Consider the following 21,918-nt stretch of genomic DNA (forward strand, 5'->3'; position numbering starts at 1 on the left):
GAAAGCTTTTCTTTTGTTTTCAAGTAAAAGTTTTGTTAAAGTAGCAGATGAAGCAAAAATTGGAGGTCGACCATGTTCGAACTGTTTCTGTTTATCAATCCGTTAGGTTTGTCCTGCTACCAGCTTGAAAAACGCATCCGGCTATTGGCGGCAAAGCTGCAGCTTGAAATTTCCGTCAATTACATTCCCCTGGTAACCATGGAAGCCATGAAGGCCGACATGGTCAAGCGGAACTGGAACTTCAACACTTCCATCAATTTAGCCAATTATCACAATGCCTCACTCAGCGCCCAGAGCTTTTACTATGCCGTGCAAATCGCTTATGGCAAGAAGAAAGCCAGAAGCTTCCTGTTTAAGCTGCAGGAAAGCTTGAGCGACGGCCAGCAGTCTTATTCCCCGGCCTTGGCTGAAGAATTACTGGAAAGCCTAAATATCAAACCAGAGAAAATTTCATCTACCTTGAATGATGCTTGCCTTAAAGACGTCATTGCCCAGGACCAGCAGCTGGCCCGGAAATTCCAAGTCACTGCCCTGCCCTCAACTGTGATCTTTGACGACCAGATCGAAGGCAGCGGGCTCTTGATTGACGGCGAATTAAGCGACGACGACCTCCTGCAAATTTTTCAAAATAGCGCGGACTGCTGCTTTGAACCCTTGATGCAGCTGACGGAGAATGCTCCGCTCTACTATCCGGTCAGCCACCTTCATCTCTTATAGCCAGCCTCTCCTTTAGGGGCTGGTTTTTTGCTGCAAAAATTTCAAGAGCCAGCTTTTCTCCCCCGGCCTGCGCCAAGTTGAAAAAGCTTCCTTGGGCAAAGTAAAGACGGTATAGCCGGCTAAATACATCAATTCTCCCAGCTTCTGGCCCTGCTTGCTCTTTTCCTTCAGCTGCTGGTCCAGATAGTCCCGCTCTTTGACCCAGTCATCGGCTAAAGGCGGGGGCAAAAGGGGCTTGAAGTGCCATAAAGCGGCAATCCCTTCCGCGTCCAAGGCGAAGTCCACCTGCCGGTAGAGCAGGGTCCGGCTGACAGGGGCCTGCCTTATTTGGTACTTCAATCTAATCAAGCCTGCCTCTTGGTGGATTTCCAGATAATAGCTCCCCCAGCACCGGTTTTCCCGGAAAAAGATCAGCTGGGTCTGCTTTAGCTTTTCCCCTAAAAAATGGCGGCGGCCGACCAGCCAGACATCCTTAATCCCAATCGCCTGGTAAAGGGCATGCCGGTGGGCAAACTCCCCCTTGCTTAAGGGCGCGCACTGGATCTCAAAGGCCAAAAACGGCGTGGCTAAAACATCAGCCCGTAAGGCTCCGTCAGCCAGCGGCACTTCAGTTTTCGCATTTAGGCCCGCCGCGGTCAAGGCGGCTTTGAGAAGCATTTTCCCCTGCCGGTGCTCTTCTTGTTCTCCCAGCCCCCGGTAAGCCTGGTAGTGCTTGAAAAATGGCTCAGCCTTCTGCGACAAAACCAGGATAACTGGTTTCTGGCAGCGCGGGCAGCGGTAGACTTCCTGGTTGAGATAGGCCGGGTTTTCCCGGACCTTTCCCGCCTCGCTGACGGCCAGGACCAGTTCTTTATTTAATAAAGCTGCGTACAAAATAATCCCCCATTAACTAGTACGCCAAAAAGGGGAGATTTTTTTAAAAAAGCAAAAATAAAAGGACTCCCGAAGGAGTCCTTAAATTATAGTCTGTATTTCTTAAGCCCGCTTGCTGGCAAACTGCCGGCGCAAAGCTCCCAGCGCGTCCTGCTGGAAAAGGCACTGGCCATACTCTTGGGCCTGTTGGAATTCGTCAGCGGACACCTGACGGCCAAATTCATTGGCGATCGCCCAGGCATCAGCTGGCTTGATTTCCGCGTAATTCTCGTCCATAAAAGCCAGCTTGAGGTAAAACTGCTGCTTGTAGTAGTAGACGCTAGAAGCCAGGTCACTGACCTTGAGGCTGTCAGCCAAAGCCAGGAGGTCATCAATATCGTCAAAGACTAAAACATGGGTCTCCTGGTAACTCCAGTAGTCCTCGTAGTCTTCATCATCGGTGTTGCCCAGGTCCTGCATGATCACCGGATCCATCTCAGTGTTGGCGTCATCAGCCGGGTTCAAGTCGGAAAAGGCCCAGTCATCTTCTTCAACCGCTTTCGCCATATCGTCTCCGACCCCATTGGCTTCAGGATCAAAGAAGCGCCGCATTTCTTCCGGCAGGTCGCTGTTATTATTCATCTTGGTAATCAAGAGATCGATCCCGCCATCATTAGGCATGACTTGGAAAGTCACCGGCGCATCGCTGGCAAAGTCATTGTCCTCGTCTACTTCGCGCAGAACTGACAGGAAGAATTCCTGGACTCTTTCCCGGTTGCCGAGCAAGTCCAGGATCTTTAAGCCCCGCTGGTTCAGATCCTCCCGGGTCATGCTTACGCGGAGCGTGTTCTCATTCACCTTTTCAACGCGCATCTCAATCCCTCCTTTGTGTGTACTGTTATTGTAACCTAAAAAGCTGACAAAGCAAAAGCGTTAGCTTCTAGAAGCCAACGCCTTCAACTATCTTTTCTGAAATTATAAATCCTGGTCTGCCAGGCGCTTAGCCCGGGCCATTTCCAGCCGGCGCACGCTGCGCGGCAAGAAGCGGCGGATTTCATCTTCATTGTAGCCGACCTGCATCCGGCGGTCATCCAAAATAATTGGCCGTCTCAGCAGGCTTGGGTTCTTTTCAATCAAATCGATCAGTTCGTTCATTGAAATATCGTCCAGATCGATGTTCAGCTCTTGGAAAGCCTTCGACCGCGTTGACACGATTTCTTCCGTGCCTTCTTCAGTCATTCTCAGAACATGAATGATTTCTTCCCGGTTCAAAGGATCAGAAATAATATTTCTTTCCTTGTAGGGAATATTGTGTTGTTCAAGCCATTGCTTTGCCTTACGGCATGAGGTGCAGCTCGGGGAAACATATAAATCTACCATTGTTTGTTACCACGCTCCTTTAACATGAAATTGCATGAACACACATTCGTTACTTACTATATAGTTTAGCATGGATACTTACAAAAAGGAAGGGGGTAATTGGTTTTCTTTTAAATTTCTTAATTAATCAAGCAAAAAAGCGGTCAGCTCACGCTAATCGCTTTTAATTTGCTCTTTACTTGTCAGCCATCAAGTTCTTAACCAATTCGATGTTGTCTTCGTTGGTCAATGATTCCTTGGTTGCCTTGTCAGCCAGGCTGGCGAGTTCTTCAGTTGAGAGCTTCTTCATTTCGTTTCTGATCCGCAGAATTGAAGTTGCGCTCATTGAGTATTCGTCCAAGCCCATGGAAAGCAGGATTGGGAACATAGTTGAGTCACCAGCTGCTTCACCGCACATCCCGCACCAGATGCCAGCTTCGTGAGCTGAGTCGATCGTGTGCTTGATAAGGCGGAGAACTGACGGGTTGTATGGCTGGTAGAGGTAAGAAACGTTTTCGTTGCCCCGGTCAGCAGCCATAGTGTATTGGATCAAGTCGTTGGTCCCGATTGAGAAGAAGTCGACTTCCTTAGCAAATTGGTCTGCCAGAACAGCAGCAGCCGGAACTTCGATCATCATGCCGACTTGCAGGTCGTCGCCAACCTTGACGCCTTCCTTGACCAGCTTGTCCTTTTCTTCAGCCAAAACAGCCTTAGCTTGGTGAAGTTCGTCCAAAGTACCGATCATTGGGAACATGATCCCCAGCTTGCCGTAAGCTGATGCTCTCAGCAAGGCCCGCAGCTGGGTGCGGAAGATTTTCTTGTTCTTCAAGGACAGACGAACGGCCCGGATACCCAGGAATGGGTTCATTTCTTCTGGCAGGTCCCAGTAGGACAGGTGCTTGTCGCCACCGATGTCCATGGTTCTGATGATAACCTGCTTGCCGTTCATGCCTTCCAGAACCTTCTTGTAGGCTTCAAACTGGTCTTCTTCAGTTGGGAAGTCGTTTGAGTTCATGTACAAGAATTCAGTTCTGAACAGGCCGACTGCTTCAGCACCGTTTTCCAAAACGCCAGCCAGGTCGTCTGGAGTACCGATGTTGGCAGCGATCGTGAAGTGCTTGCCGTCAGCAGTTACTGATGGTTCATCCTTCAACTTCCGCCATTCAGCCTTTTGCTTAGCGAAGTCGTCGCCCTTCTTGCGGTAGTCAGCCACTTGTTCTTCACTAGGTTCAACAATGGCAACCCCATCCAAACCGTCAGCAATCAGCATTTGGCCGTTTTCTACAGAAGTGGTGATCTTTTCAGTCCCGACAACAGCTGGGATTTCCAAAGACCGGGCCATGATGGCTGAGTGGGCAGTCCGGCCGCCCAAGTCAGTTACGAAACCCTTAACGTACTTCTTGTTCAATTGTGCCGTGTCACTTGGCGTCAAGTCTTCAGCAACCAGAACTACTTCGTGGTCGATGCTTGCCAAGTTAGGCAACTCCTTGCCCAGCAAGTGCGCCATGATTCGCTTTGAAACGTCGCGAACGTCAGCGGCACGTTCTTGCATGTAGGCATTGTCAGTCATACTTTGGAAAATAGTAATGAAGTTTTGGGCAACTTCGTCCAAAGCTGCTTCACTGTTGACAGCATCGCTCTTGATCTTGGCGCTAATCTGACCAGTGAATTCAGGGTCTGACAGGAACATCAAGTGGGCGTCAAAGACTTGCGCTTCTTCTTCACCCAAGCTTTCAGCTGCAACCTTGCGGATGCTTTCCAATTCAGCTTGTGATTCGGCAACTGCCTTGTCAAAGCGGGCTACTTCAGCTTCCGCGTCGGCAACGGACTTCTTTTCAAAAGAAAGGTCCGGTTCGACCAGGAGGTAGGCTGGAGCAACAGCAACGCCGTCACTGGCTGCGATACCCTTCAAAGTTTCAGTCATTATTCAGCCAAACCTTCTTTTGACATAGTTTCAGCAACAGCTGCGATAGCTTCCTTTTCGTCATCGCCTTCAGCGCTGATAGTTACGTCTGCACCTTGGCCAACACCCAATGACATTACGCCCATAATTGACTTAAGGTTAACTGACTTGCCGTTGTATTCAAGGTTGATGTCTGAACCAAACTTTGAAGCAGCTTGTACCAACAAGGTAGCTGGACGAGCGTGAATACCAGTTTCAGCGATAATGTGAAATTCTTTCTTTTCCATCGTAAATTATCTCCTTTAAAAATCAAGAATTGGGTACCAAAGTACCGTTTCTCTTAAAGAATAACATGTTTTCGAGGTCAATACAACTTAATTTGTAAATGTTTTCATTAATACTTGGGCTTATTCTCTATCGAAGTATAGGTAATAACCCCGCCGCGGCCAGCCCGGCCGGTGATTTTCTTGTTTTTTCCGTAATTGCGCAGGCTTTGCTGGAAGGCAAAAGCATCTTCCGGGTCCTTCTGCGGGTCGATCTGGTACTCAAGCAAGTCGCCTGAAACCAATTGCTCCAAAATATCAGTATAGTCCATATTAATGTCACAAACCTCCTAACCATTATTTTAGCGCAATTTTTTGTCAAAATAAAAGGAAGAAATCTCAAAGGCCGACTATTTTCTCCCCTAAGGCTTAGCACTTGACTAATCAGAGTGCTAAGCCCTATAATTTAGGCAGAACTTTGATGAAAGGCGGTATTTTAACATGTTGTGTCAAAACTGCCACCAACGGCAGGCCTCGATACATCTTTACACGAAGATCAACGGCCAAAACAAAGAAATCGACTTATGTCAGCAATGCTACCAAGAACTAAGGAACCAACAAGGCAATCAAATGAATAATGACAACTTTTTCGGCGACTTTGACGACCTCTTCAACGCTTTGAACGGGCGGTCAAATGGCGCAAACCGTGACAATAACCAAAATCCCGGCGGCCCAACCCCGGGCTGGGGCGGCAATGGCGGTGGCCAGTCCCTGCTTGACCAGTTCGGGACGGACTTGACCGCTTTGGCCAAGAAGGGCAAGATCGACCCTGTTATCGGCCGGGACCGGGAAATCGCCCGGGTAATCGAAATCCTCAACCGGCGGACCAAGAACAACCCGGTCCTCATCGGGGAAGCCGGGGTCGGTAAGACCGCGGTTGTAGAAGGCCTGGCCCAGGACATCGTGGACGGGTCCGTTCCAGCCAAATTGCAAAACAAGCGGATCATCTCCCTCAACATGGTTTCCATGGTGCAAGGGACCGGGATCCGGGGCCAGTTTGAACAAAGAATGCAGCAGCTGGTCAAGGAACTGCAAAGCCAGCCGGACATCATCCTCTTTATCGATGAAATCCATCAAATCGTCGGCGCCGGCAATTCTGAGGGCGGCATGGACGCCGGCAACATCATCAAGCCAGCTCTGGCCAGAGGCGAGCTGCAGTTAGTCGGGGCCACGACCATCAAGGAATTCCGGGAAATCGAAAAGGACTCCGCCCTGGCCCGGCGTTTCCAGCCAGTTGAAGTCAAGGAACCAAGCATCGACGAGACGATCAAGATTCTTAAGGGGATCCAGAAGCGCTACGAGGACTACCACCACGTCAAATACACTGACGACGCCATCGAAGCCGCTGTCAAGCTGTCTGCACGCTACATCCAGGACCGCTTCCTGCCAGACAAGGCCATCGACCTTCTAGACGAAGCCGGGTCAAGAATGAACCTAACCATTCCTTACATCGACAAGGAAAAGATCCAGGAAAGAATCGACGCGGCTGAGAAGCTCAAGCAGGACGCCTTGAAGAACGAAGACTACGAAAAAGCTGCCTACTACCGCGACCAGATTGAAAAATACGAAAAGCTGAAGGACCAAAACGTTGACCCGGACAAGAGCCCGACCATTACGGCCAAGGTCATGGACAAGATCGTCGAAGAAAAGACCAACATCCCGGTCGGCGACATCCAGGCCCAGGAAGAAAACCAGCTGGCCAACCTGGCCAGCGACCTCAAGGCCAAGGTCATCGGCCAGGACGAGGCCGTTGACAAGGTAGCCCGGGCTATCAGAAGAAACCGAATCGGCTTCAACAAGTCCGGCCGGCCAATCGGCTCCTTCCTCTTTGTCGGCCCGACCGGGGTCGGCAAGACCGAGCTGGCCAAGCAGCTGGCCTTGAAGATGTTCGGCAGCGAAGACGCCATGATCCGCTTCGACATGTCCGAATTCATGGAGCAATACTCCGTCTCCAAATTAATCGGGTCTGCCCCGGGCTATGTCGGCTATGAAGAAGCCGGGCAATTGACCGAACGGGTCCGCCACAACCCTTACAGCTTGATCCTTCTGGATGAAGTTGAAAAGGCCCACCCAGATGTTTTGAACCTCTTTTTGCAGATTCTTGACGATGGCCGCTTGACTGATTCACAAGGGCGGACTGTTTCCTTCAAGGACACGATCATCATCATGACCTCAAACGCCGGCCAGGGGATCAAGACGGCCAGCGTGGGCTTCGCGGCAGAAAACAACAAGAATGAAGCTGAAGAAACACGCAAGGTGATGAGCCAGTACTTCAAGCCGGAATTCTTGAACCGCTTTGACGACATCATCCAGTTCCACCCATTGACCAAGGGCAACCTCCTGCAGATCGTCAACCTCCTTTTAGGCAAGACCAACGCCATGGTCAGCGACCAGGGCCTGCACATCACGGTTACCGACGCGGCCAAGGACAAACTGGTTGAAGAAGGCTACGATCCAGAAATGGGCGCTCGTCCGCTTCGCCGGGTAATCCAGGAAGAAATTGAAGACAAGGTGGCCGACTACAAGCTGGACCACACTGAAGCCAAGCAATTAGTGGCTGACTTAAAGGACGGGGAAATCACGATTTCCGAAGAAGTTCCTGCCCTGCCAACCGCTGAAACTAGCGAAGAAAAATAACTATCTCTGAGCAGAAAAAACAAGGATTATCCAAAAAGAATCCTTGTTTTTTTCTTGAATGCGCTATAATGAAAGCGAGGGGAATATCAGAGATAAATAGAAACGGGTGAAGTTTTATGCACTTAATTGATGTCACTAATAGCTATGCCGAATTAGTTCACAGTCAGCTAAATACTACGAGCGTGAACTACGTTAAAGTTTACTCCTTAGGCAACACTACCGTAGTTTATACCGAAAGCCCAATCGCCATCGGGATTGTATTAGAAAACCACCACCGCAAGATCCGCGAAGAAGAACTCGAATTCGTGGTCAAGCGGCTGATTCCCGACCGGACCAGTTACCAGCTCACGGTTGACAAGCACCGCCGGGTGGTTGAAATCCACGTTGACAAGTAGTTTCTCAAAAGAGCCCTGCCGGGCTCTTTTTTCATGCCTCTATCTTTTCTCTTTCTTTCCTTATCTTTTTCAGTAAAATTCAAAAAATACCTGTTTTTTTGCAAAATTGTAGATTTACTTGTGAAAAATAGCCTTTTTTTCAAAAAATCCGGCAGAATTGATCTATGTCAATTTTTTATTAAAAAATAGTTCTACAATTTTGTTTGAGCACTGGAAAGCGCTTTTAGGAAAGAAAGTGAATGTGTAAAAAGCAGCAATTTTAAACTGTTGATTTAGTAAAAATAAGGAGGCACTGATCATGACAGTTTATCCGGATTACTTTTATGCTGAAAAAGACTTTGACAAGAGCCACATGGGCTACAAGCCGCTGACAATTCCAGCAGGCGTAGAGGCCCAGCCTTTGGCCGTTCCCCCGCTTTTAGCGCCGGACAAGGTTGACGGCAATGATATCTACTACACCATTGAGGCTCAGGAAGGCGAAAGCCAAATCTTGCCAGGTAAGAAGACCAAGACTTGGGGCTACAATGCACCGCTGCTCGGCCAAACCATGGTGGTCAAGACAGGCCAGCACGTCCACGTCCATTTGAAAAATAGCCTGCCGGTTTTGACTACCTTCCACTGGCACGGCATGGAAGTGCCAGGCCCGATCGCTGACGGCGCCTGCCACTCCCCTGTTTACCCAGGCGAAGAAAAGGATATCGAGTTTACGGTCGAGCAGCCAGCTGCCTTAACCTGGCTTCACGCCCACCCATGCCCATCAACGGCCATGCAGGTCTGGATGGGCCTAGCTATGGGGGTTGTGGTTACTGACGACAACGAAGCCCGCCTGCCGATTCCAAAGAACTACGGTGTTGACGAATTCCCGATCATCCTGCAAGACCGGACCTTCCACGACAACCAGCTCGACTACCGGGCTGACTATGACCCGATGGGCGTCTTTGGTGAAGTGCCTTTGATCAACGGCGTGGTCCGCCCTTACGTTGACGTGACGACCCAAAAGGTCCGCCTGCTCTTCTTGGGCGGGTCTAACCGCCGGGAATGGCGCCTGCACTTTGAAAACGACCTGACCATGACCCAGATCGCCGGGGACGACTCCTTCCTCAGACACCCGATTGACGTTAAGAAGCTTTTGATCGGGCCAGGGGAAAGACAACAAGTCATCGTTGACTTTGCCGGCTACAAGGAAGGCGACGTTGTCAGCCTCTACACTGACGACTTCAAGCTGGTTGAATTCCGCATCCACGCCTTTGAAAAAGACGACCGTAAACTGCCATTCAACATCTTTACTCCGGACGACCCGGCCGTAAACAGCGAAGCACCGGTCCGCCACGTAACCATGGACGACCACGACAAGATCAACGGTCTCCGCTTCTCCATGGAAAGAATCGACATGAAGCAGACCTTGAACTCAGTTGAATACTGGGACGTAACCAACACCAACAACTCTGCTTCAGGGATGCTGCACCCCTTCCACATCCACGGGGCTCACTTCCTGGTCGTTTCCCGCAACGGGCAAAAGCCGAACCCGAACGAAATCAATGTCTACAAGGACACCATTGAAGTCGGCCCAGGCGAAACTGTCCGCCTGAAGGTATACTTCCAAAACACCGGGGTCTTCATGTACCACTGCCACATCATCGAACACGAAGATGCCGGCATGATGGCCCAGATCCAAATCGTTGACCCAAAGGATCCGGACAAGACCTACAAGCTGATGGACATGGAAACCATCACCAACGCCTTTGCAGAAGAAATGGGCGTTGAACCAGGCGAAGTCTTCATGCCAGGGATGGACGTTGAAGATATGGACATGGGTGCCTGCTTCCATGCGGCTGAAGCCGAAACCAGCCGCCGCTTGGTCGAAGCCGTTACTGCCGCTTCAAGAGCAGGACATGAAGGCCACCACGATGCGACCAGCGGGGCCAGCCATCACTAAAAAATTTGGAGTAAAAGAATCATGATGAACAACAACCTTTACTTGAAGATTTTATGGGTCTTGCTGTACGGTATCGTCGCCTTCTACACTTTTACTAACAAGATGATGATGGCCATGTACTGGATGGCCGGGGTAATGTTTGCCCAGTCCGTCATTGACCTCATTTACTACTTTTTGCCAAAAAGCAAAACAGAAATGACTGAATGTTAAGCAGTCAAAACAATCATGCGCAAAAAAACGATGCCTCGCGGCATCGTTTTTCTTGTTTGCTATTTTCTTTTGCATTACAGCTTTTCCGTCAGTTCCACATCCGGGTACTTGTCGTGGAACCAGCGCTCAGCAAAGGCATTCTCAAAGAGGAAGAGAGGATTGCCGAAGCGGTCCTTGACCAAAAGGTTCCGGCTAGAAGACATCTTCGGGTCCAGCTGGTCAGGGTTGATCCAGCGGGCTACCCGGTGGCCGATGGAAGTCATTTCAACTTCAGAGTTGTATTCGTTCTTCATCCGGTACTGGAAGACTTCAAACTGCAACTGGCCGACTGCCCCCAAAATGTAATCATCGGTCTGGTAGTTGCGGTAGAGCTGGACAGCCCCTTCTTGAACCAGCTGGTTCATCCCCTTGTGGAAGGACTTCTGCTTCATGACGTTCTTTGGTGAAACCCGCATGAAGAGTTCTGGGGTAAATTCCGGCAGCGGCGGGAATTCCAGCTTGCGCTTGCCAGCGTAGATGGAGTCCCCGATCTGGAAGTTGCCAGTATCGTACAAACCGACAATGTCCCCGGCCACGGCTTCAGAAACCTGGACCCGGGCACTGGATTCAAATTCAACGGCATTGTTCAAGCGGACCGGCTTGCCGGTTCTGGCCAGGGTTACATCCAGGCCCTTGCTGAATTCCCCGCTGCAGACCCGGACAAAGGCGATCCGGTCTCTGTGCTGGGGGTTCATGTTGGCCTGGATCTTGAAGATAAAGCCGGAGAATTCGTCATCATCTGGCTTTAGTTCTTCATCCCCGTTGACTTCGTGCTCACCTGGCGCTGGTGCCAGGTCTACGAATTGTTCCAGGAAGGTCTCCACCCCGAAGTTGGTCAAGGCTGACCCGAAGAAGACTGGAGTCTGCTGGCCGGCTAAAATCTTTTCCCGGTCAAAGCTGGCTCCGGCCCCTTCCAAAAGCTCGATTTCACCCAAGGTTTCTTCAAACTGGGGATCATCGGCCAAAGAGCTGCCGGCTGGCGCCTTCCCGGCCTCTAAAGCGATAAAGCGGTCCTGCCCTTCTTCCGGGTGGTAGAGTTCAACCCGCTGGTTAACCAGGTCGTAGAGGCCCAGCAGGCTCTGCCCCATCCCGATCGGCCAGTTCATGGCCACGCCTTCAATGCCCAGGACTTCTTCCAGTTCAGCAACCAGGTCCAAAGGCTCCCGGCCGTCTCGGTCCAGCTTGTTCATAAAGGTAAAGACCGGGATCCCTCTTTGCCGCACGACCTTGAAGAGCTTCTTGGTCTGCGGCTCAATCCCGCGGGCGGAGTCGATGACCATGACCGCGGCATCAACTGCCATCAAGGTCCGGTAGGTGTCTTCGGAGAAGTCCTGGTGGCCAGGGGTGTCCAGGATGTTGATCCGCTTGCCCTGGTATTCAAACTGCATAACGGATGAGGTAACGGAAATCCCACGCTTCTTTTCGATTTCCATCCAGTCACTGGTGGCGTAGTTCCCGGTCTTCCGGGCCTTAACCGTCCCGGCGCTCCGGATCACCCCACCCAAGAGCAGCATTTGTTCCGTAATCGTCGTCTTACCGGCGTCGGGGTGGGAGATGATCGCGAAAGTCCGCCGCTTGTTTACTTTGTCTAAAAGTTCTTTGTTCATTATTCTTCAGTTTCTTCCTCGTAATTTTCTTCTGGTAGGGTCAATAAGACCGTCAAGAGCCGCGACCCCCGCATTCTTCTGGTTGTCAAAACCATGCCGTTGTCCAGGGGCACTTCCAGCTGCTCGCCTCTGCCCGGGATCACGCCTAATTTAGTGATCATATAGCCGGCCAAGGTGTCAACGTCTTCCATTTCCAGGTCGGTGCCAAAGCGATCGTTGAAGTCGGTCAAAGACATCTTGCCATAAATGACAAATTGCCGGTCATTCAGCTGCCGGACCAAAACTTCCGCCTTGTCGACCTCGTCGTCAATGTCGCCGACAATTTCTTCCAGCAAGTCTTCGATGCTGGCCAGGCCGGTCACCCCGCCGTATTCATCGGTCAAGATAGCCAATTGCTGCTGGCTGGTCTGCATCTGCACCAGCAAATCGTCCAGCTCGATCGTTTCCGGGGCAAAAAGGGGCGGAGAGATCAAGCGGTCGTAAGTCAGCTGGTCAAAGCCGTGCTGGCGGGCCTCTCTAAGAATGGTGCGGATGTGGATGACGCCCACGATCTGGTCTTTGTCCTGGCGGTAGACGGGAATTCTTGAATAAGGCTGGCGGAGGATGTCATCCAGTTTTTCCTCCAGGTCGTCCTCAATATCGATCATGAAGGCGTCAGTCCGCGGCACCATGACTTCCCGGGCTACTTTATCGTGGAAAGCCATGCTGCCCTCAATCATCGAATATTCGGTATCAGTCAAAACATTGCCGGCATGCAGCTGGTCAATTTCTGCCTGCAGCTGGTCCTTGCCGCCTTCTTCATTGCTGGAAAAACGGCTTCTCAGTTTGTCAAACAGGCTGCCGGTCGCAGGGTCGCTTGTCATTTTCTTAACTCTCTTTCGTAAAATCCTTAAATATTTACATTATAGCATATGACCTTACTGTAATATGTTAAAATACCCCAGTAGAAAGAGGTGTTTTACCAATGAAAATGCGCCGCATTATGTTAGTTTTCGTCTTCCTGCTCTTGATCCCCTACATCTGCAGCCTGGCCATCATCGGGATTGGCTACAACGCCCTGGTCCTGCACTCGACTGACCCCTTCCGCACGGCTGTAGGTGCCTTTGTCGGGGCCATCATCATGTTGGCCGTCAAGGCCACCATCCAGCGGCCCTTGAATTTGCTGGCCGGAGACATCTATGACAGCTTCCTGCAGCAGATTCTCCGCTTCTTCAGCATCCGCCGCCGGCCGCTCTTGCAGGTAGCCAACTTTATCCTGGACTTTGTCCTCTGCACCCTGGCCACGATCGTGATCCGTCTGTTTTTGCCCCTGGAATGGATCGTCGGCACCTCCATGGGCTTCGTCATCTTGGTCATGTTCATTTCAACTTGCCTGGGGGCCTATATCGAATACGACAACTTGTCCATTGACGCTGAAATCAAGCAATCCTAATTCTGACTGACCGGGAGGTAAAGGCTCTTGGTCAGTTTTTTACTGCCTAAATCCAGCTGGCGGAGGATGTAAGGGTTAGGATTCTCCTCCAGATGAGCCTGGAAGTCGCTGCCTAAGTCGCCGGCTTCATCCAAAAAGCGGGGCAGTTCGAAGTTCAGCGGCAGGTCAAAGTATGCCGCGTTGGCTGTCTCTTCTTTTTGGAAAACCCGGGCGCTTGGCAGGGAAAACTTGAGCAGGCCGCTAACTTCGCTATCCTTAGGCGCGATCACTCCGTACCAGTACATGAAGTTTTCCGGGCCAAAAACGATCAAGGAAGCCCGCTGCCCGGCAAGGCCGGCTGCTTTAACAAAGTCTTGAAAGGCCGGGTGGGCTTCCAGTTCCTGGTTGGCAGCCGCAAAGGTCCCATTTGCGTCCATCATCCGGTCGGGAAAGGCCTTGCCGATAAAAGTAAGTTCGTTGATTTCTGTCTGCATCTCTTTGCTTCTTTCTATTTTCTAGTATTCTTCCAGTTCTTCTAAGGGAATGATTTCCCCAGCCAAAAAGGCGCTGATTTCATCCCCGGAAAAGCCATGGCTGTACAGGTACTGCCGCATCTTCTGCTCCCTTACGCCCGGCTCATAGCGCTTAAAGCGCTTGTAAGCCTTGAGGCCCTGCTTGGCCAGAGCCTCTCTTTCCTGGTCTTCGTCAGCTTCCGGGACTAATTCTTGGATCACGGCTTGGGCCAGGGAACCGGAGAAACCGTGGCTGAGCAGTTTAGTCTGCATCTTGCGGTCAACTTCCCGCTTGGCAATCTTCCCCTGCTGGCCCAAAAGTGACTTGACCAGGCGCTTGCCAACCCTGGCCCATTCCTCATCAGTCACGTCTGCCAGGGCGGCTTCGATTAAGTCATCGTCAACGCCCTTTTTCTTTAAGTCCCGGCGGACAGCCCCTGATCCGTTCTTGCCGACCTGGAGGTTATTTTTGACAAAAAGGCGGGCATAAGCCGCGTCGTCCAGGTAGCCCAGCTGGGTCAGCTCGGCAACGGCGCGCTTAGCCGCTGACTGGGAAATTTCATGCTGGCTGAGATAGTCAGTCACTTCCTTGACCGTCCGGGGCTGGTAGGACAGGTATCTGGCCGCCAGGTCGCTGGCCTTGGCGCTGGCTTCATAGTCCAAGATTTCATTGATCTTCTGGGGGTTAAGCTCCTGGCCCTTGAGCAGGACAAATTCCGCCAGGGTCTTCTCACTGACGGAAAAAGCATATTCCTGGTCCAAAAAAATATTGTAGCGCCCCTGCCGCTTTTGTGCACTAACTTTCGTGATAATAGCCATTTTTTCCTCCTTATTTGGCAAATCTGGCAACTCTATCTTAGCAAATTGCCGCAAAAGCTGCGAAAAACTTGCGTCCCTTTTAAAAAGCCCTGTATAATAGTATGTCGCGAAGTTTCCAGTTATTTTTATTGTAGAAAGAATAGACAAAGAAGAAGGCTCAAATGCAGAAAAAACATTTTTCAAAAAACGCTCCGAAAGAGCGGCACGTCATCATCACCATCAAGCGGCTGGGGATCAACGGTGAAGGGATCGGCTACTACAAGCGCAAGATCATCTTCATCCCCGGCGCCCTGCCAGACGAAGTCGTGGTGGCCAAGATCATCAAGGACCACCCCCAATACCTGGAAGGTGAGTTAGTACGGATCAAGGAAGCCAGCCCTGACCGGGTTCCCTTCCCATCCGGCGTTGACCCGAGAATCGGGGGCCTGGAACTGGCCCACCTCTCTTACGAAGGCCAGCTCAAGTTCAAGAAGGACAACCTGCTTTCCGCCCTTGAAAAGTACCACCCGCGCGGCTACAAGAACTACAAGATCAAGAACACCATCCCGGCCCCAGACCAGTGGCACTACCGGGCCAAGGCTCAGTACCAGATCGAACGGGAAAACCACCATATTTCCCTGGGTCTGTACGCGCCCAACTCCCACCAATTGATCGACCTGCCGGAAATGCCGACCCAGAGCAAGGATACCCAGGCAACTGAACGGGCCATCCGGGATCTGATCATCAAATTCCGCGTGCCAATCGCCAACCGCCGGCGGAACTTGCCAGGCGTTAAAACCATCGTCGTCCGGCAGGCAGAAGCCAGCCAGGAGATGCAGGTTACCTTGATCACTGTTGGCCACAAGCTGGACAATCTGCTGCAGCTGGCTGACGAAATCATGTGCTTGCCAAAGGTCGTTTCCGTCTACCAAAACGAAACCGACTGGCAGAACCCGCAAGTCTGGGGGAACAAGACCAGCAAACTCCGGGGCAAGAACCAGATCACGGAAGAAATCATGGGCAAGAAGTTTGCCTTGAGCCCCCGGGCCTTCTTCCAGCTGAACCCGGTCCAGACGGCTACCCTGTATTCTGAAGCCTTGAAGCTGCTCAGCTTAACGCCAGACATGACCTTGATCGATGCTTACTCCGGGGTCGGCACCCTGGGTATTTTGGCCGCTGACCAGGTCAAGCAGGTGGTCGGGATTGAAAGCATCCCTGAAGCTGTTTTGGACGCCCAGCACAATGTCGAGCTCAACCATGTCAGAAACGCAGAATACCTGCAGGGCAGCGTGGAAAAGCTCCTCCCCCGCTTAAAGGAAGACGGCCTGCCGATCGACGCCTTGATTGTCGACCCGCCGCGGACCGGCCTGGCCAAGTCCTTGATTAAGACCCTGCTCAGAGTCAAGCCAGCCAGCTTCGTTTACATTTCCTGCAACCCGTCCACCCTGGCCCAGGACCTGGTCCTTTTGGGCGAGGCTTACGACGTCCGGGTCATCGAAAACGTCGACATGCTGCCGCAGACCCCGCGCTGCGAGTGCATCGCCAAGCTGACCCTGCGCAAGTAGGAACACAAAAAAATAAGCATTAGAAAAGGCGAGAAGATCAAATCTTCTCGCCTTTAAACTGCTCTCGGCAGTCTTTCCAAGTGGATGAGGTAGCTCATCAAATTAATAGTCACGATATTCAATTTTAAGAATTCACCAATGGCTAATACCGGCTAAGATAAAACAGTCACTTGTTCGAGTTTTACGTGCTAGCGTATGAAATGAATTAGACTATTGTGTATCGCCACTTGGTTAAAAGCTTCAAGCCTTTATTATGGTCTCAATAAGAGAGACAACGAATAATAATTACAATCTGGAGATAAAAACTTCTGTTTAGTTGTTTTCTACCTCTTCCACGCCTTCAGTATAGCATGATATGCAAACGCTTGCAAGAGATTATTTAACGTATTTTGCTAAAAATTGCTTGACCGTGCGTGCATATAAAGCCGGATTGTGCTCATAGGACTTGGCGTGCTGGGCTCCCCTGACGATCAAGAGCTGCTTTGGCCCCCGGCTGGCCCGGTAATTTTTATAAACCATTTCGGTTGGGACAAAAGTATCCTTGCTGCCGTGGATAAAGAGCATGGGCCGGGTATTCTTCTTCAGCTGCGCAAGGCTTGAGACCTGGGCCAAAAAGTAGCTGGCTTTTAACTTGGTAATCCCGCTCAAGATTTCCACCAGGGGAAAACGGGGAAAGGCCGGCATATTATAGAGGACCTTGGCTTCGTGCTCGATTTCGTTTTTGGCATTGGTGTAGCCGCAGTCTTCAATAAAGCATTTGACCTGCTTAGGCAGTTTTAAGCCGGAAGTCATCATGGTCGTGGCTCCGCCCATAGAAACCCCGAAAATCACGATCTTGCTCTTTTGGCCATTTTTCTTAATCACCTGCTCGGCCCACTTTTTGACGTCGTTTTTCTCCAGCCAGCCGTAGCCGACATACTTGCCCTGGCTTTGCCCATGAGCTTCCGCGTCTGGCAAAAGGGTATTATAGCCCAGGGAGTGGAAAAGCTGGGCATAGGCCCCCATATTTTCCTTGTTGGACATGTAGCCATGCAGGATGATCACAGTTTTGGCTGAATTTTTAGCTGGAATATAATTAGCCTGGAGGAGATAATTGTTCTTAGCCGACCGCAGTTGCCAGTGCTGCTTTGTCACCTGCTTGTACCAGAGCTTCTGCTTATACTGGGGGGTGGACTTGGTCAACTTCACCGTTCCGTTGGTCACGAAGCTTTTCTTGCCCGGCACCACAGCAATGTTGAAAAAGTAGTAGCCGGCTCCGGCCAGGGCCATGGCTAAGACAGCCAAGAGGCCTCCTAAAATTTTGACCAGCCGGCTGGACTTGCTTCTCTTTTGATTCTTCTTTTCCACCTATTCTCTCTCCTCTTTCTCTCTTTATCTATAGTTTCTGTCATTTCTATCGCTTTGTTGCTTTATTTTTAGCAATATGAACAGTATACCACAATAAAAAAAGAAAGGATTACCCATGTTGCTCGAAGATTTTTTACAGCTCTTGACTGATCTGGGCGGGCAAAATGTCCTCTACCTGCAGGTAAAAGACCAGACCCTTCCCCTCAGCAAGTTTGTCTTAGCCCGGGAAGACTGCCAGCTCTTGTGCGGCAAGACGCCCATGACCCTGGCCAAATTCCGCCAGCTGACCGGCAAGGGGAGCAAGTCCATCCCCCTCAGCTTCTGCTGGCAGGTAGAAGAAATTCCCGTCTACGGGGTCCAGATCCTGCCAGCTGAGGGCAAGATCGTCTGCAAGTAACAAGAAAGCGTAGAAAAAAGAAGCTGTCTGATCTTCAGACAGCTTCTTTCTTTACGTATTTTACTTGCCGGCTGGCTTCTTCTTGCCTTCGCTTTCCAGCTTCTTGCCCAAGTCAATGATGTACTTGCGCAAAGCATCCTTGGTTTCTGGGTGACGGAGGCCGTATTGGATGGAAGTTTCCATGTAGCCTTCCTTGTTGCCGACGTCAAAGCGCTGGCCCTTGAATTCGTGGGCGAAGACCCGTTGGGTCTTGTTCAAGGCGTCGATGGCGTCAGTCAATTGGATTTCACCGCCGGCACCGGCCTTTTGCTTGTCCAGCATGTCAAAAATTTCCGGAGTCAGCAGATAGCGGCCGATGATGGCCAGGTCACTTGGAGCCTTGTCGACGTCTGGCTTTTCCACAAAGGCCTTAACGTTGTACAGGTCAGGAGCAGTTTCGCCGATTGGGTCGATGACACCATACTTGTTGACTTCTTCATGCGGCACCTTCATAACCGCGATGGTGGAAGCGTGTGTTTCATCATAGCGGTTGATCAGCTGCTTAGTCAAAGGAACTTTGTCTCTCATCAAGTCGTCGCCCAGCATAACCACAAAAGGTTCACCGGCGATGAAGCTGCGGGCCCGGTTTACGGCATCCCCCAAGCCGTTTGGATGCGGCTGACGGGTGAAGTACAGGTTGACCTTCATGTTGGACATGGTGGTTTCCCGCACTAACTTCAGCAAAGCATCCTTGTGCTTTTCAGTCAAGTTGTCTTCCAGTTCTGGGTTTGAGTCGAAGTGGTCTTCGATTGACCGCTTGCTTCTGCCAGTAACGATCAGAATGTCTTCAATCCCTGAAGCGATGGCTTCTTCAACGATAAATTGAATAGTTGGCTTGTCAACGATTGGCAGCATTTCCTTAGGCATAGCCTTGGTTGCTGGCAAAAATCTGGTTCCCAAACCGGCAGCTGGGATGATCGCTTTTCTGACTTTCATGTATTTACATCCTCTTTTCTTAACTTCGCACATTAATGAAAGCATTTTAAATGCAAGCGTATAATAACATATTTCTAGAGAAGAATCTAGTAAACTTAGACCAATCTTCCAGAAATAGGGAAATTACTTTTTCCGCCGCTTGGCGATAAACTCAGCCAAAGGGCCGTTGGAATAGGTCGCTGGCCCATAGCGCAGCTGGTCCAAGCTGACATTGACCGCCGTGCCAAAAAGCAAAAGGATGGCTAGGAGGTTGAGCCAAAGCATAAAAATGATAAAAGTTCCAACTATACCATAATTTTCCCACTTGACCGGGAATTTTTTCAAATAGAAGGAAAAAAGATAAGCCAGGGCTTCCCAGCCGGCCACCGTCACGATGGTCCCGGGCAAAAGCGACTTCTTGAAGTGGACATTGGGCGCTACAGCGTTTAAATAATAAACACCGATCAGCATCAAGACCAGCAAAACCAGCCAGCGGTAGCTGAAGAGCTTGTCAATCCGGACCAGAGACAGGTTGAGGTAAGGAGCCAGAAAGTGCAGGACCTCCTGGCCAAAGACCACGACCAGGGCCAAAAGGATAAACATAGTGACCATCAAAGCGCTGAAGATCACCGTCAAGGTCCGGTTCCAGATAAAGTGCCAGAAGCCCAGCTTCAGTTCCTTATTGTGGACGCCATAGAGGCGGTTCATCCCGATTCTGACCGCGTTCACCATACAGGACATGGACCACAAGGCCATGATCGCACCGAAGGAGATGTAGCTGGTCGAATTCGACTTAAGCAGGGTATCGACGATCGGGATGATATAGCGGGCCACGTCACTTGGGAAGATCATCTCCAAATAGTCGGCAATCGGTCCGGTGTCCAGGTGAAACCAGGGCAGGGCGTTACCGACAATGATGACGATGGGAAAAATTGAAAACAGGATGTAGTAGGCAATCACGATGGAACTTTGAAAAATCTCCCCCTGGGAAACAACCGAGGAAAGAGTTGCAAAAAAGCGCCGGACTCCCTTTTGTCCTGGCTCAACTTTTTCCGTCATGCTTAGTCTTCCATTTCGTCAAAGTGCGGGATGTACTTTTCCAGGCCGTCGTATGGCTTTTGCAAAGTCAAGATCTTCGGGCCGTCCTTGGTGATGGCAAAAGTGTGCTCGAACTGGGCTGACTTTGACCCGTCCGGAGTAGCGTAGAAAACCCAGTCGTCATTCGGGTCATCAACCGTCTTTTGCAAAATCCGCCAGTCCCCACCGGCTTCAACCATCGGCTCAACGGTAATCGTCATCCCTTCCCGCAGACGCAGGCCGTGGCCGGCCTTGCCCCAGTGAGGAACTTCCGGATCTTCGTGGATGGATGGCTGGATGCCGTGGCCGATCAGTTCCCGGACGTCGCCATAGCCTTCTTCATCTTCAACATAGTGCTGGATAACAGCGCCGATGTCCCCGATCCGGTTGCCGACAACCGCCTGGTCGATCCCCATGTACATGGCCTTCTTGGTCACGTCCATCAAGTGCTGGTCTTCTTCTGAGATCTGGCCAACCCCGTAAGTGGTGCAGGAGTCTGATTCATAGCCATTCAAGTTGCAGGTTACGTCAACCTTGACCAAGTCCCCTTCCTTTAAAAAGACATTCTTACGCGGGATGTTGTGGGCAATTTCGTCGTTGACGGAGATGCAGGTACCGTACTTGTAGCCTTCAAAACCTTGTTCTGACAAGCGGCCGCCCCGGCTGGAAACGAATTCCTGGCAGAATTCTTCAATGTCCCAGGTGGAGATGCCTGGCTTGATCACGTCACGCAGGGCCTCGAACATGGTTGCCAGCAAGTGGCCTGAAGCCTGCATGCCCTTCAATTCACGAACAGATTTAATAGTAATCAATTTGTTTTTCCTTTCATAATGAAGTAGTTTGTCTTCACTATTATAACCTTTTTTAAAAGTTTGCTAAAGTAGCAAAGCGCTGGATTCGCCAAGCCGGGGCAAATCGTGTATAATACTCTAGAAATTATTTTTTGGGAGCTTAACTTATGAGAGCAAAGATTGTTTTTGCCAGCATGACCGGCAACGACGAGGATATGGCCGAAATCCTGGAGGAAGACCTGCTGGACCAAGGCCTGGAAGTAGATTCTTCTGACGTCAGCTTTACCGACGCCAGCGATTATTTAGACAGCGACCTGTGCGTCTTTATCACCTACACTTACGGCGAAGGCGCCATGACTGACGAAATTGCTGACTTTTACGACCAACTCAAGGAGCTGGACTTGACCGGCAAGTCTTTTGCCGTCATGGGTTCTGGCGACAAGACCTATAAGGAACACTACTGCGAGAACGTTTTTGACTTTGAGAAGGCCTTCCTGGCTTGCGGGGCCAAGGAACTGATTCCACCGCTCACGGTTGAAAACGCTCCTGACGATGACGATATCGCGCGCATCGATCAAGCTGCTGAGGAGTTGGCGGACAAATTAAATGGATAAAAATTTAAACCGGCGGCGGGCTTTAGGTGAACGGATCTTCAAGCGCCACCGCAATTTATGGGTCTACATGTTCTTTGGCTTCGTCGCGGCCCTAATCAACACGGTTGTCTTCATGTTCATGCATGACGTTTTACACACCGTTCTGGTCATCGACAACACGGTTGCCTTTATCGTATCCAACCTGGCCTCCTTCTGGTTCAACCACAAGGCGGTCTTCACCAAGAACGTGGACCATGAGCACAGTTTGTGGCAGAAGCTGCTGTCCTTTTTCGCCTACCGGATCATTAGTCTGCTGCCGGACACCTTGATCATGTGGCTGGGGATGAGTATCTTCGGCTGGCCGGCCTTGATCGTCAAGATCATCGACCAGGTCCTGGTCGGCATCTTCAACTACCTGACCACCAAATCCGTCTTTGAACAGCAGGAAAGAAGCCTCAGACGGAAGCTGGAGAAGAAAATTAAAAAGCGGTGAAG

General features: G+C 50.8%; 24 protein-coding genes. 10 read left to right on the forward strand and 14 right to left on the reverse strand.

Annotated elements, in window-relative coordinates; translation table 11 throughout:
• The first annotated feature begins 72 nt into the window (after positions 1 to 72).
• On the forward strand, positions 73 to 717 hold the full coding sequence (locus Q0J41_RS02870) for a DsbA family protein (RefSeq protein ID WP_296225863.1): 645 nt from the start codon (positions 73 to 75) through the stop codon (positions 715 to 717).
• A 12-nt stretch (positions 718 to 729) separates the two neighbouring features.
• Here Q0J41_RS02870 and Q0J41_RS02875 read toward each other — a convergent pair whose 3' ends face one another.
• The 6 genes from Q0J41_RS02875 to Q0J41_RS02900 form a co-directional block, all read right to left on the reverse strand.
• Positions 730 to 1,590 (reverse strand): competence protein CoiA family protein, encoded by an 861-nt coding sequence (locus Q0J41_RS02875; protein ID WP_296225865.1) that lies wholly within the window; start codon positions 1,588 to 1,590, stop codon positions 730 to 732.
• A 102-nt stretch (positions 1,591 to 1,692) separates the two neighbouring features.
• Positions 1,693 to 2,442 carry an adaptor protein MecA gene (locus Q0J41_RS02880; protein ID WP_296225867.1) on the reverse strand — a complete coding sequence of 250 codons (750 nt, stop codon included), beginning with the start codon at positions 2,440 to 2,442 and terminating at the stop codon, positions 1,693 to 1,695.
• A 102-nt stretch (positions 2,443 to 2,544) separates the two neighbouring features.
• Complete coding sequence (gene spxA / locus Q0J41_RS02885; RefSeq protein ID WP_270447465.1) at positions 2,545 to 2,949, reverse strand: transcriptional regulator SpxA; 405 nt, start codon at positions 2,947 to 2,949, stop codon at positions 2,545 to 2,547.
• Between the two features lie 175 nt (positions 2,950 to 3,124).
• Positions 3,125 to 4,852: a phosphoenolpyruvate--protein phosphotransferase gene (gene ptsP / locus Q0J41_RS02890; protein ID WP_296225870.1), complete on the reverse strand. Its 1,728-nt coding sequence runs from the start codon at positions 4,850 to 4,852 to the stop codon at positions 3,125 to 3,127.
• Positions 4,852 to 5,118, reverse strand: a complete 267-nt coding sequence (locus Q0J41_RS02895; RefSeq protein WP_003614073.1) for a phosphocarrier protein HPr — start codon at positions 5,116 to 5,118, stop codon at positions 4,852 to 4,854. Before Q0J41_RS02895 ends, ptsP begins: the two co-directional genes overlap by 1 nt.
• Positions 5,119 to 5,225: 107 nt before the next feature.
• Entirely contained in the window at positions 5,226 to 5,426 is a 201-nt protein-coding gene (locus Q0J41_RS02900; RefSeq protein WP_296225879.1) for a hypothetical protein, read from the reverse strand.
• A gap of 169 nt (positions 5,427 to 5,595) precedes the next feature.
• Here Q0J41_RS02900 and Q0J41_RS02905 point away from each other — a divergent pair, with 169 nt between their 5' ends.
• The 4 genes from Q0J41_RS02905 to Q0J41_RS02920 all read left to right on the forward strand — a co-directional run bounded on the left by Q0J41_RS02905 (position 5,596) and on the right by Q0J41_RS02920 (position 10,332).
• Entirely contained in the window at positions 5,596 to 7,791 is a 2,196-nt protein-coding gene (locus Q0J41_RS02905; RefSeq protein ID WP_296225882.1) for an ATP-dependent Clp protease ATP-binding subunit, read from the forward strand.
• Between the two features lie 116 nt (positions 7,792 to 7,907).
• Complete coding sequence (locus tag Q0J41_RS02910) at positions 7,908 to 8,186, forward strand: DUF1827 family protein (RefSeq protein ID WP_296225884.1); 279 nt, start codon at positions 7,908 to 7,910, stop codon at positions 8,184 to 8,186.
• A 298-nt stretch (positions 8,187 to 8,484) separates the two neighbouring features.
• Positions 8,485 to 10,122 (forward strand): multicopper oxidase family protein, encoded by a 1,638-nt coding sequence (locus Q0J41_RS02915; RefSeq protein ID WP_296225886.1) that lies wholly within the window; start codon positions 8,485 to 8,487, stop codon positions 10,120 to 10,122.
• A 21-nt stretch (positions 10,123 to 10,143) separates the two neighbouring features.
• Complete coding sequence (locus Q0J41_RS02920; protein WP_296225889.1) at positions 10,144 to 10,332, forward strand: hypothetical protein; 189 nt, start codon at positions 10,144 to 10,146, stop codon at positions 10,330 to 10,332.
• A gap of 74 nt (positions 10,333 to 10,406) precedes the next feature.
• On the opposite strand, the gene Q0J41_RS02925 is transcribed toward Q0J41_RS02920, so the two are convergent.
• Entirely contained in the window at positions 10,407 to 11,978 is a 1,572-nt protein-coding gene (locus Q0J41_RS02925; protein ID WP_296225891.1) for a peptide chain release factor 3, read from the reverse strand.
• The gene (locus Q0J41_RS02930; RefSeq protein WP_296225894.1) at positions 11,978 to 12,841 is read right to left on the reverse strand and encodes a hemolysin family protein; all 864 of its coding nucleotides are present in this window, start codon (positions 12,839 to 12,841) and stop codon (positions 11,978 to 11,980) included. The genes Q0J41_RS02925 and Q0J41_RS02930 overlap by 1 nt, the downstream gene beginning before the upstream one ends.
• Positions 12,842 to 12,942: 101 nt before the next feature.
• Between Q0J41_RS02930 and Q0J41_RS02935 the strand changes: the two genes are divergently transcribed.
• Positions 12,943 to 13,410, forward strand: coding sequence for a hypothetical protein (locus tag Q0J41_RS02935; RefSeq protein ID WP_296225896.1), 468 nt, complete (start codon positions 12,943 to 12,945; stop codon positions 13,408 to 13,410).
• On the opposite strand, the gene Q0J41_RS02940 is transcribed toward Q0J41_RS02935, so the two are convergent.
• Together Q0J41_RS02940 and recX are read right to left on the reverse strand one after the other, a co-directional pair.
• On the reverse strand, positions 13,407 to 13,883 hold the full coding sequence (locus Q0J41_RS02940) for a hypothetical protein (protein WP_296225899.1): 477 nt from the start codon (positions 13,881 to 13,883) through the stop codon (positions 13,407 to 13,409). The two genes, Q0J41_RS02935 and Q0J41_RS02940, sit on opposite strands and share 4 nt — an antisense overlap.
• 21 nt (positions 13,884 to 13,904) lie before the next feature.
• A complete protein-coding gene (gene recX / locus Q0J41_RS02945; RefSeq protein WP_296225901.1) occupies positions 13,905 to 14,720 on the reverse strand; it encodes a recombination regulator RecX in 816 nt (271 codons plus the stop codon).
• 161 nt (positions 14,721 to 14,881) lie between these two features.
• On the opposite strand from recX, the gene rlmD reads away from it, so the two are divergent.
• Positions 14,882 to 16,264, forward strand: a complete 1,383-nt coding sequence (gene rlmD / locus Q0J41_RS02950) for a 23S rRNA (uracil(1939)-C(5))-methyltransferase RlmD (RefSeq protein ID WP_296225904.1) — start codon at positions 14,882 to 14,884, stop codon at positions 16,262 to 16,264.
• 375 nt (positions 16,265 to 16,639) lie between these two features.
• Here rlmD and Q0J41_RS02955 read toward each other — a convergent pair whose 3' ends face one another.
• Positions 16,640 to 17,611, reverse strand: a complete 972-nt coding sequence (locus Q0J41_RS02955; protein WP_296225906.1) for an alpha/beta hydrolase — start codon at positions 17,609 to 17,611, stop codon at positions 16,640 to 16,642.
• Between the two features lie 115 nt (positions 17,612 to 17,726).
• Here Q0J41_RS02955 and Q0J41_RS02960 point away from each other — a divergent pair, with 115 nt between their 5' ends.
• Positions 17,727 to 18,008 (forward strand): hypothetical protein, encoded by a 282-nt coding sequence (locus Q0J41_RS02960; protein ID WP_296225908.1) that lies wholly within the window; start codon positions 17,727 to 17,729, stop codon positions 18,006 to 18,008.
• Between the two features lie 60 nt (positions 18,009 to 18,068).
• Here Q0J41_RS02960 and galU read toward each other — a convergent pair whose 3' ends face one another.
• From galU to map, 3 genes are all read right to left on the reverse strand, one after another.
• Positions 18,069 to 18,983, reverse strand: coding sequence for a UTP--glucose-1-phosphate uridylyltransferase GalU (galU, locus tag Q0J41_RS02965; RefSeq protein ID WP_296225909.1), 915 nt, complete (start codon positions 18,981 to 18,983; stop codon positions 18,069 to 18,071).
• A gap of 123 nt (positions 18,984 to 19,106) precedes the next feature.
• Positions 19,107 to 20,021 carry a YihY/virulence factor BrkB family protein gene (locus tag Q0J41_RS02970; RefSeq protein WP_296225910.1) on the reverse strand — a complete coding sequence of 305 codons (915 nt, stop codon included), beginning with the start codon at positions 20,019 to 20,021 and terminating at the stop codon, positions 19,107 to 19,109.
• Positions 20,022 to 20,023: 2 nt separating this feature from the next.
• A complete protein-coding gene (gene map / locus Q0J41_RS02975) occupies positions 20,024 to 20,851 on the reverse strand; it encodes a type I methionyl aminopeptidase (RefSeq protein ID WP_003612256.1) in 828 nt (275 codons plus the stop codon).
• A gap of 146 nt (positions 20,852 to 20,997) precedes the next feature.
• Here map and Q0J41_RS02980 point away from each other — a divergent pair, with 146 nt between their 5' ends.
• Both Q0J41_RS02980 and Q0J41_RS02985 read left to right on the forward strand, forming a co-directional pair.
• Positions 20,998 to 21,444 carry a flavodoxin gene (locus tag Q0J41_RS02980; RefSeq protein WP_296225914.1) on the forward strand — a complete coding sequence of 149 codons (447 nt, stop codon included), beginning with the start codon at positions 20,998 to 21,000 and terminating at the stop codon, positions 21,442 to 21,444.
• Entirely contained in the window at positions 21,437 to 21,916 is a 480-nt protein-coding gene (locus Q0J41_RS02985; protein ID WP_296225916.1) for a GtrA family protein, read from the forward strand. The genes Q0J41_RS02980 and Q0J41_RS02985 overlap by 8 nt, the downstream gene beginning before the upstream one ends.
• The last annotated feature ends 2 nt before the right edge of the window (positions 21,917 to 21,918 follow it).

The sequence above is a fragment of the uncultured Lactobacillus sp. genome, assembly GCF_944327175.1.
In the GTDB taxonomy this organism is placed as follows: domain Bacteria; phylum Bacillota; class Bacilli; order Lactobacillales; family Lactobacillaceae; genus Lactobacillus.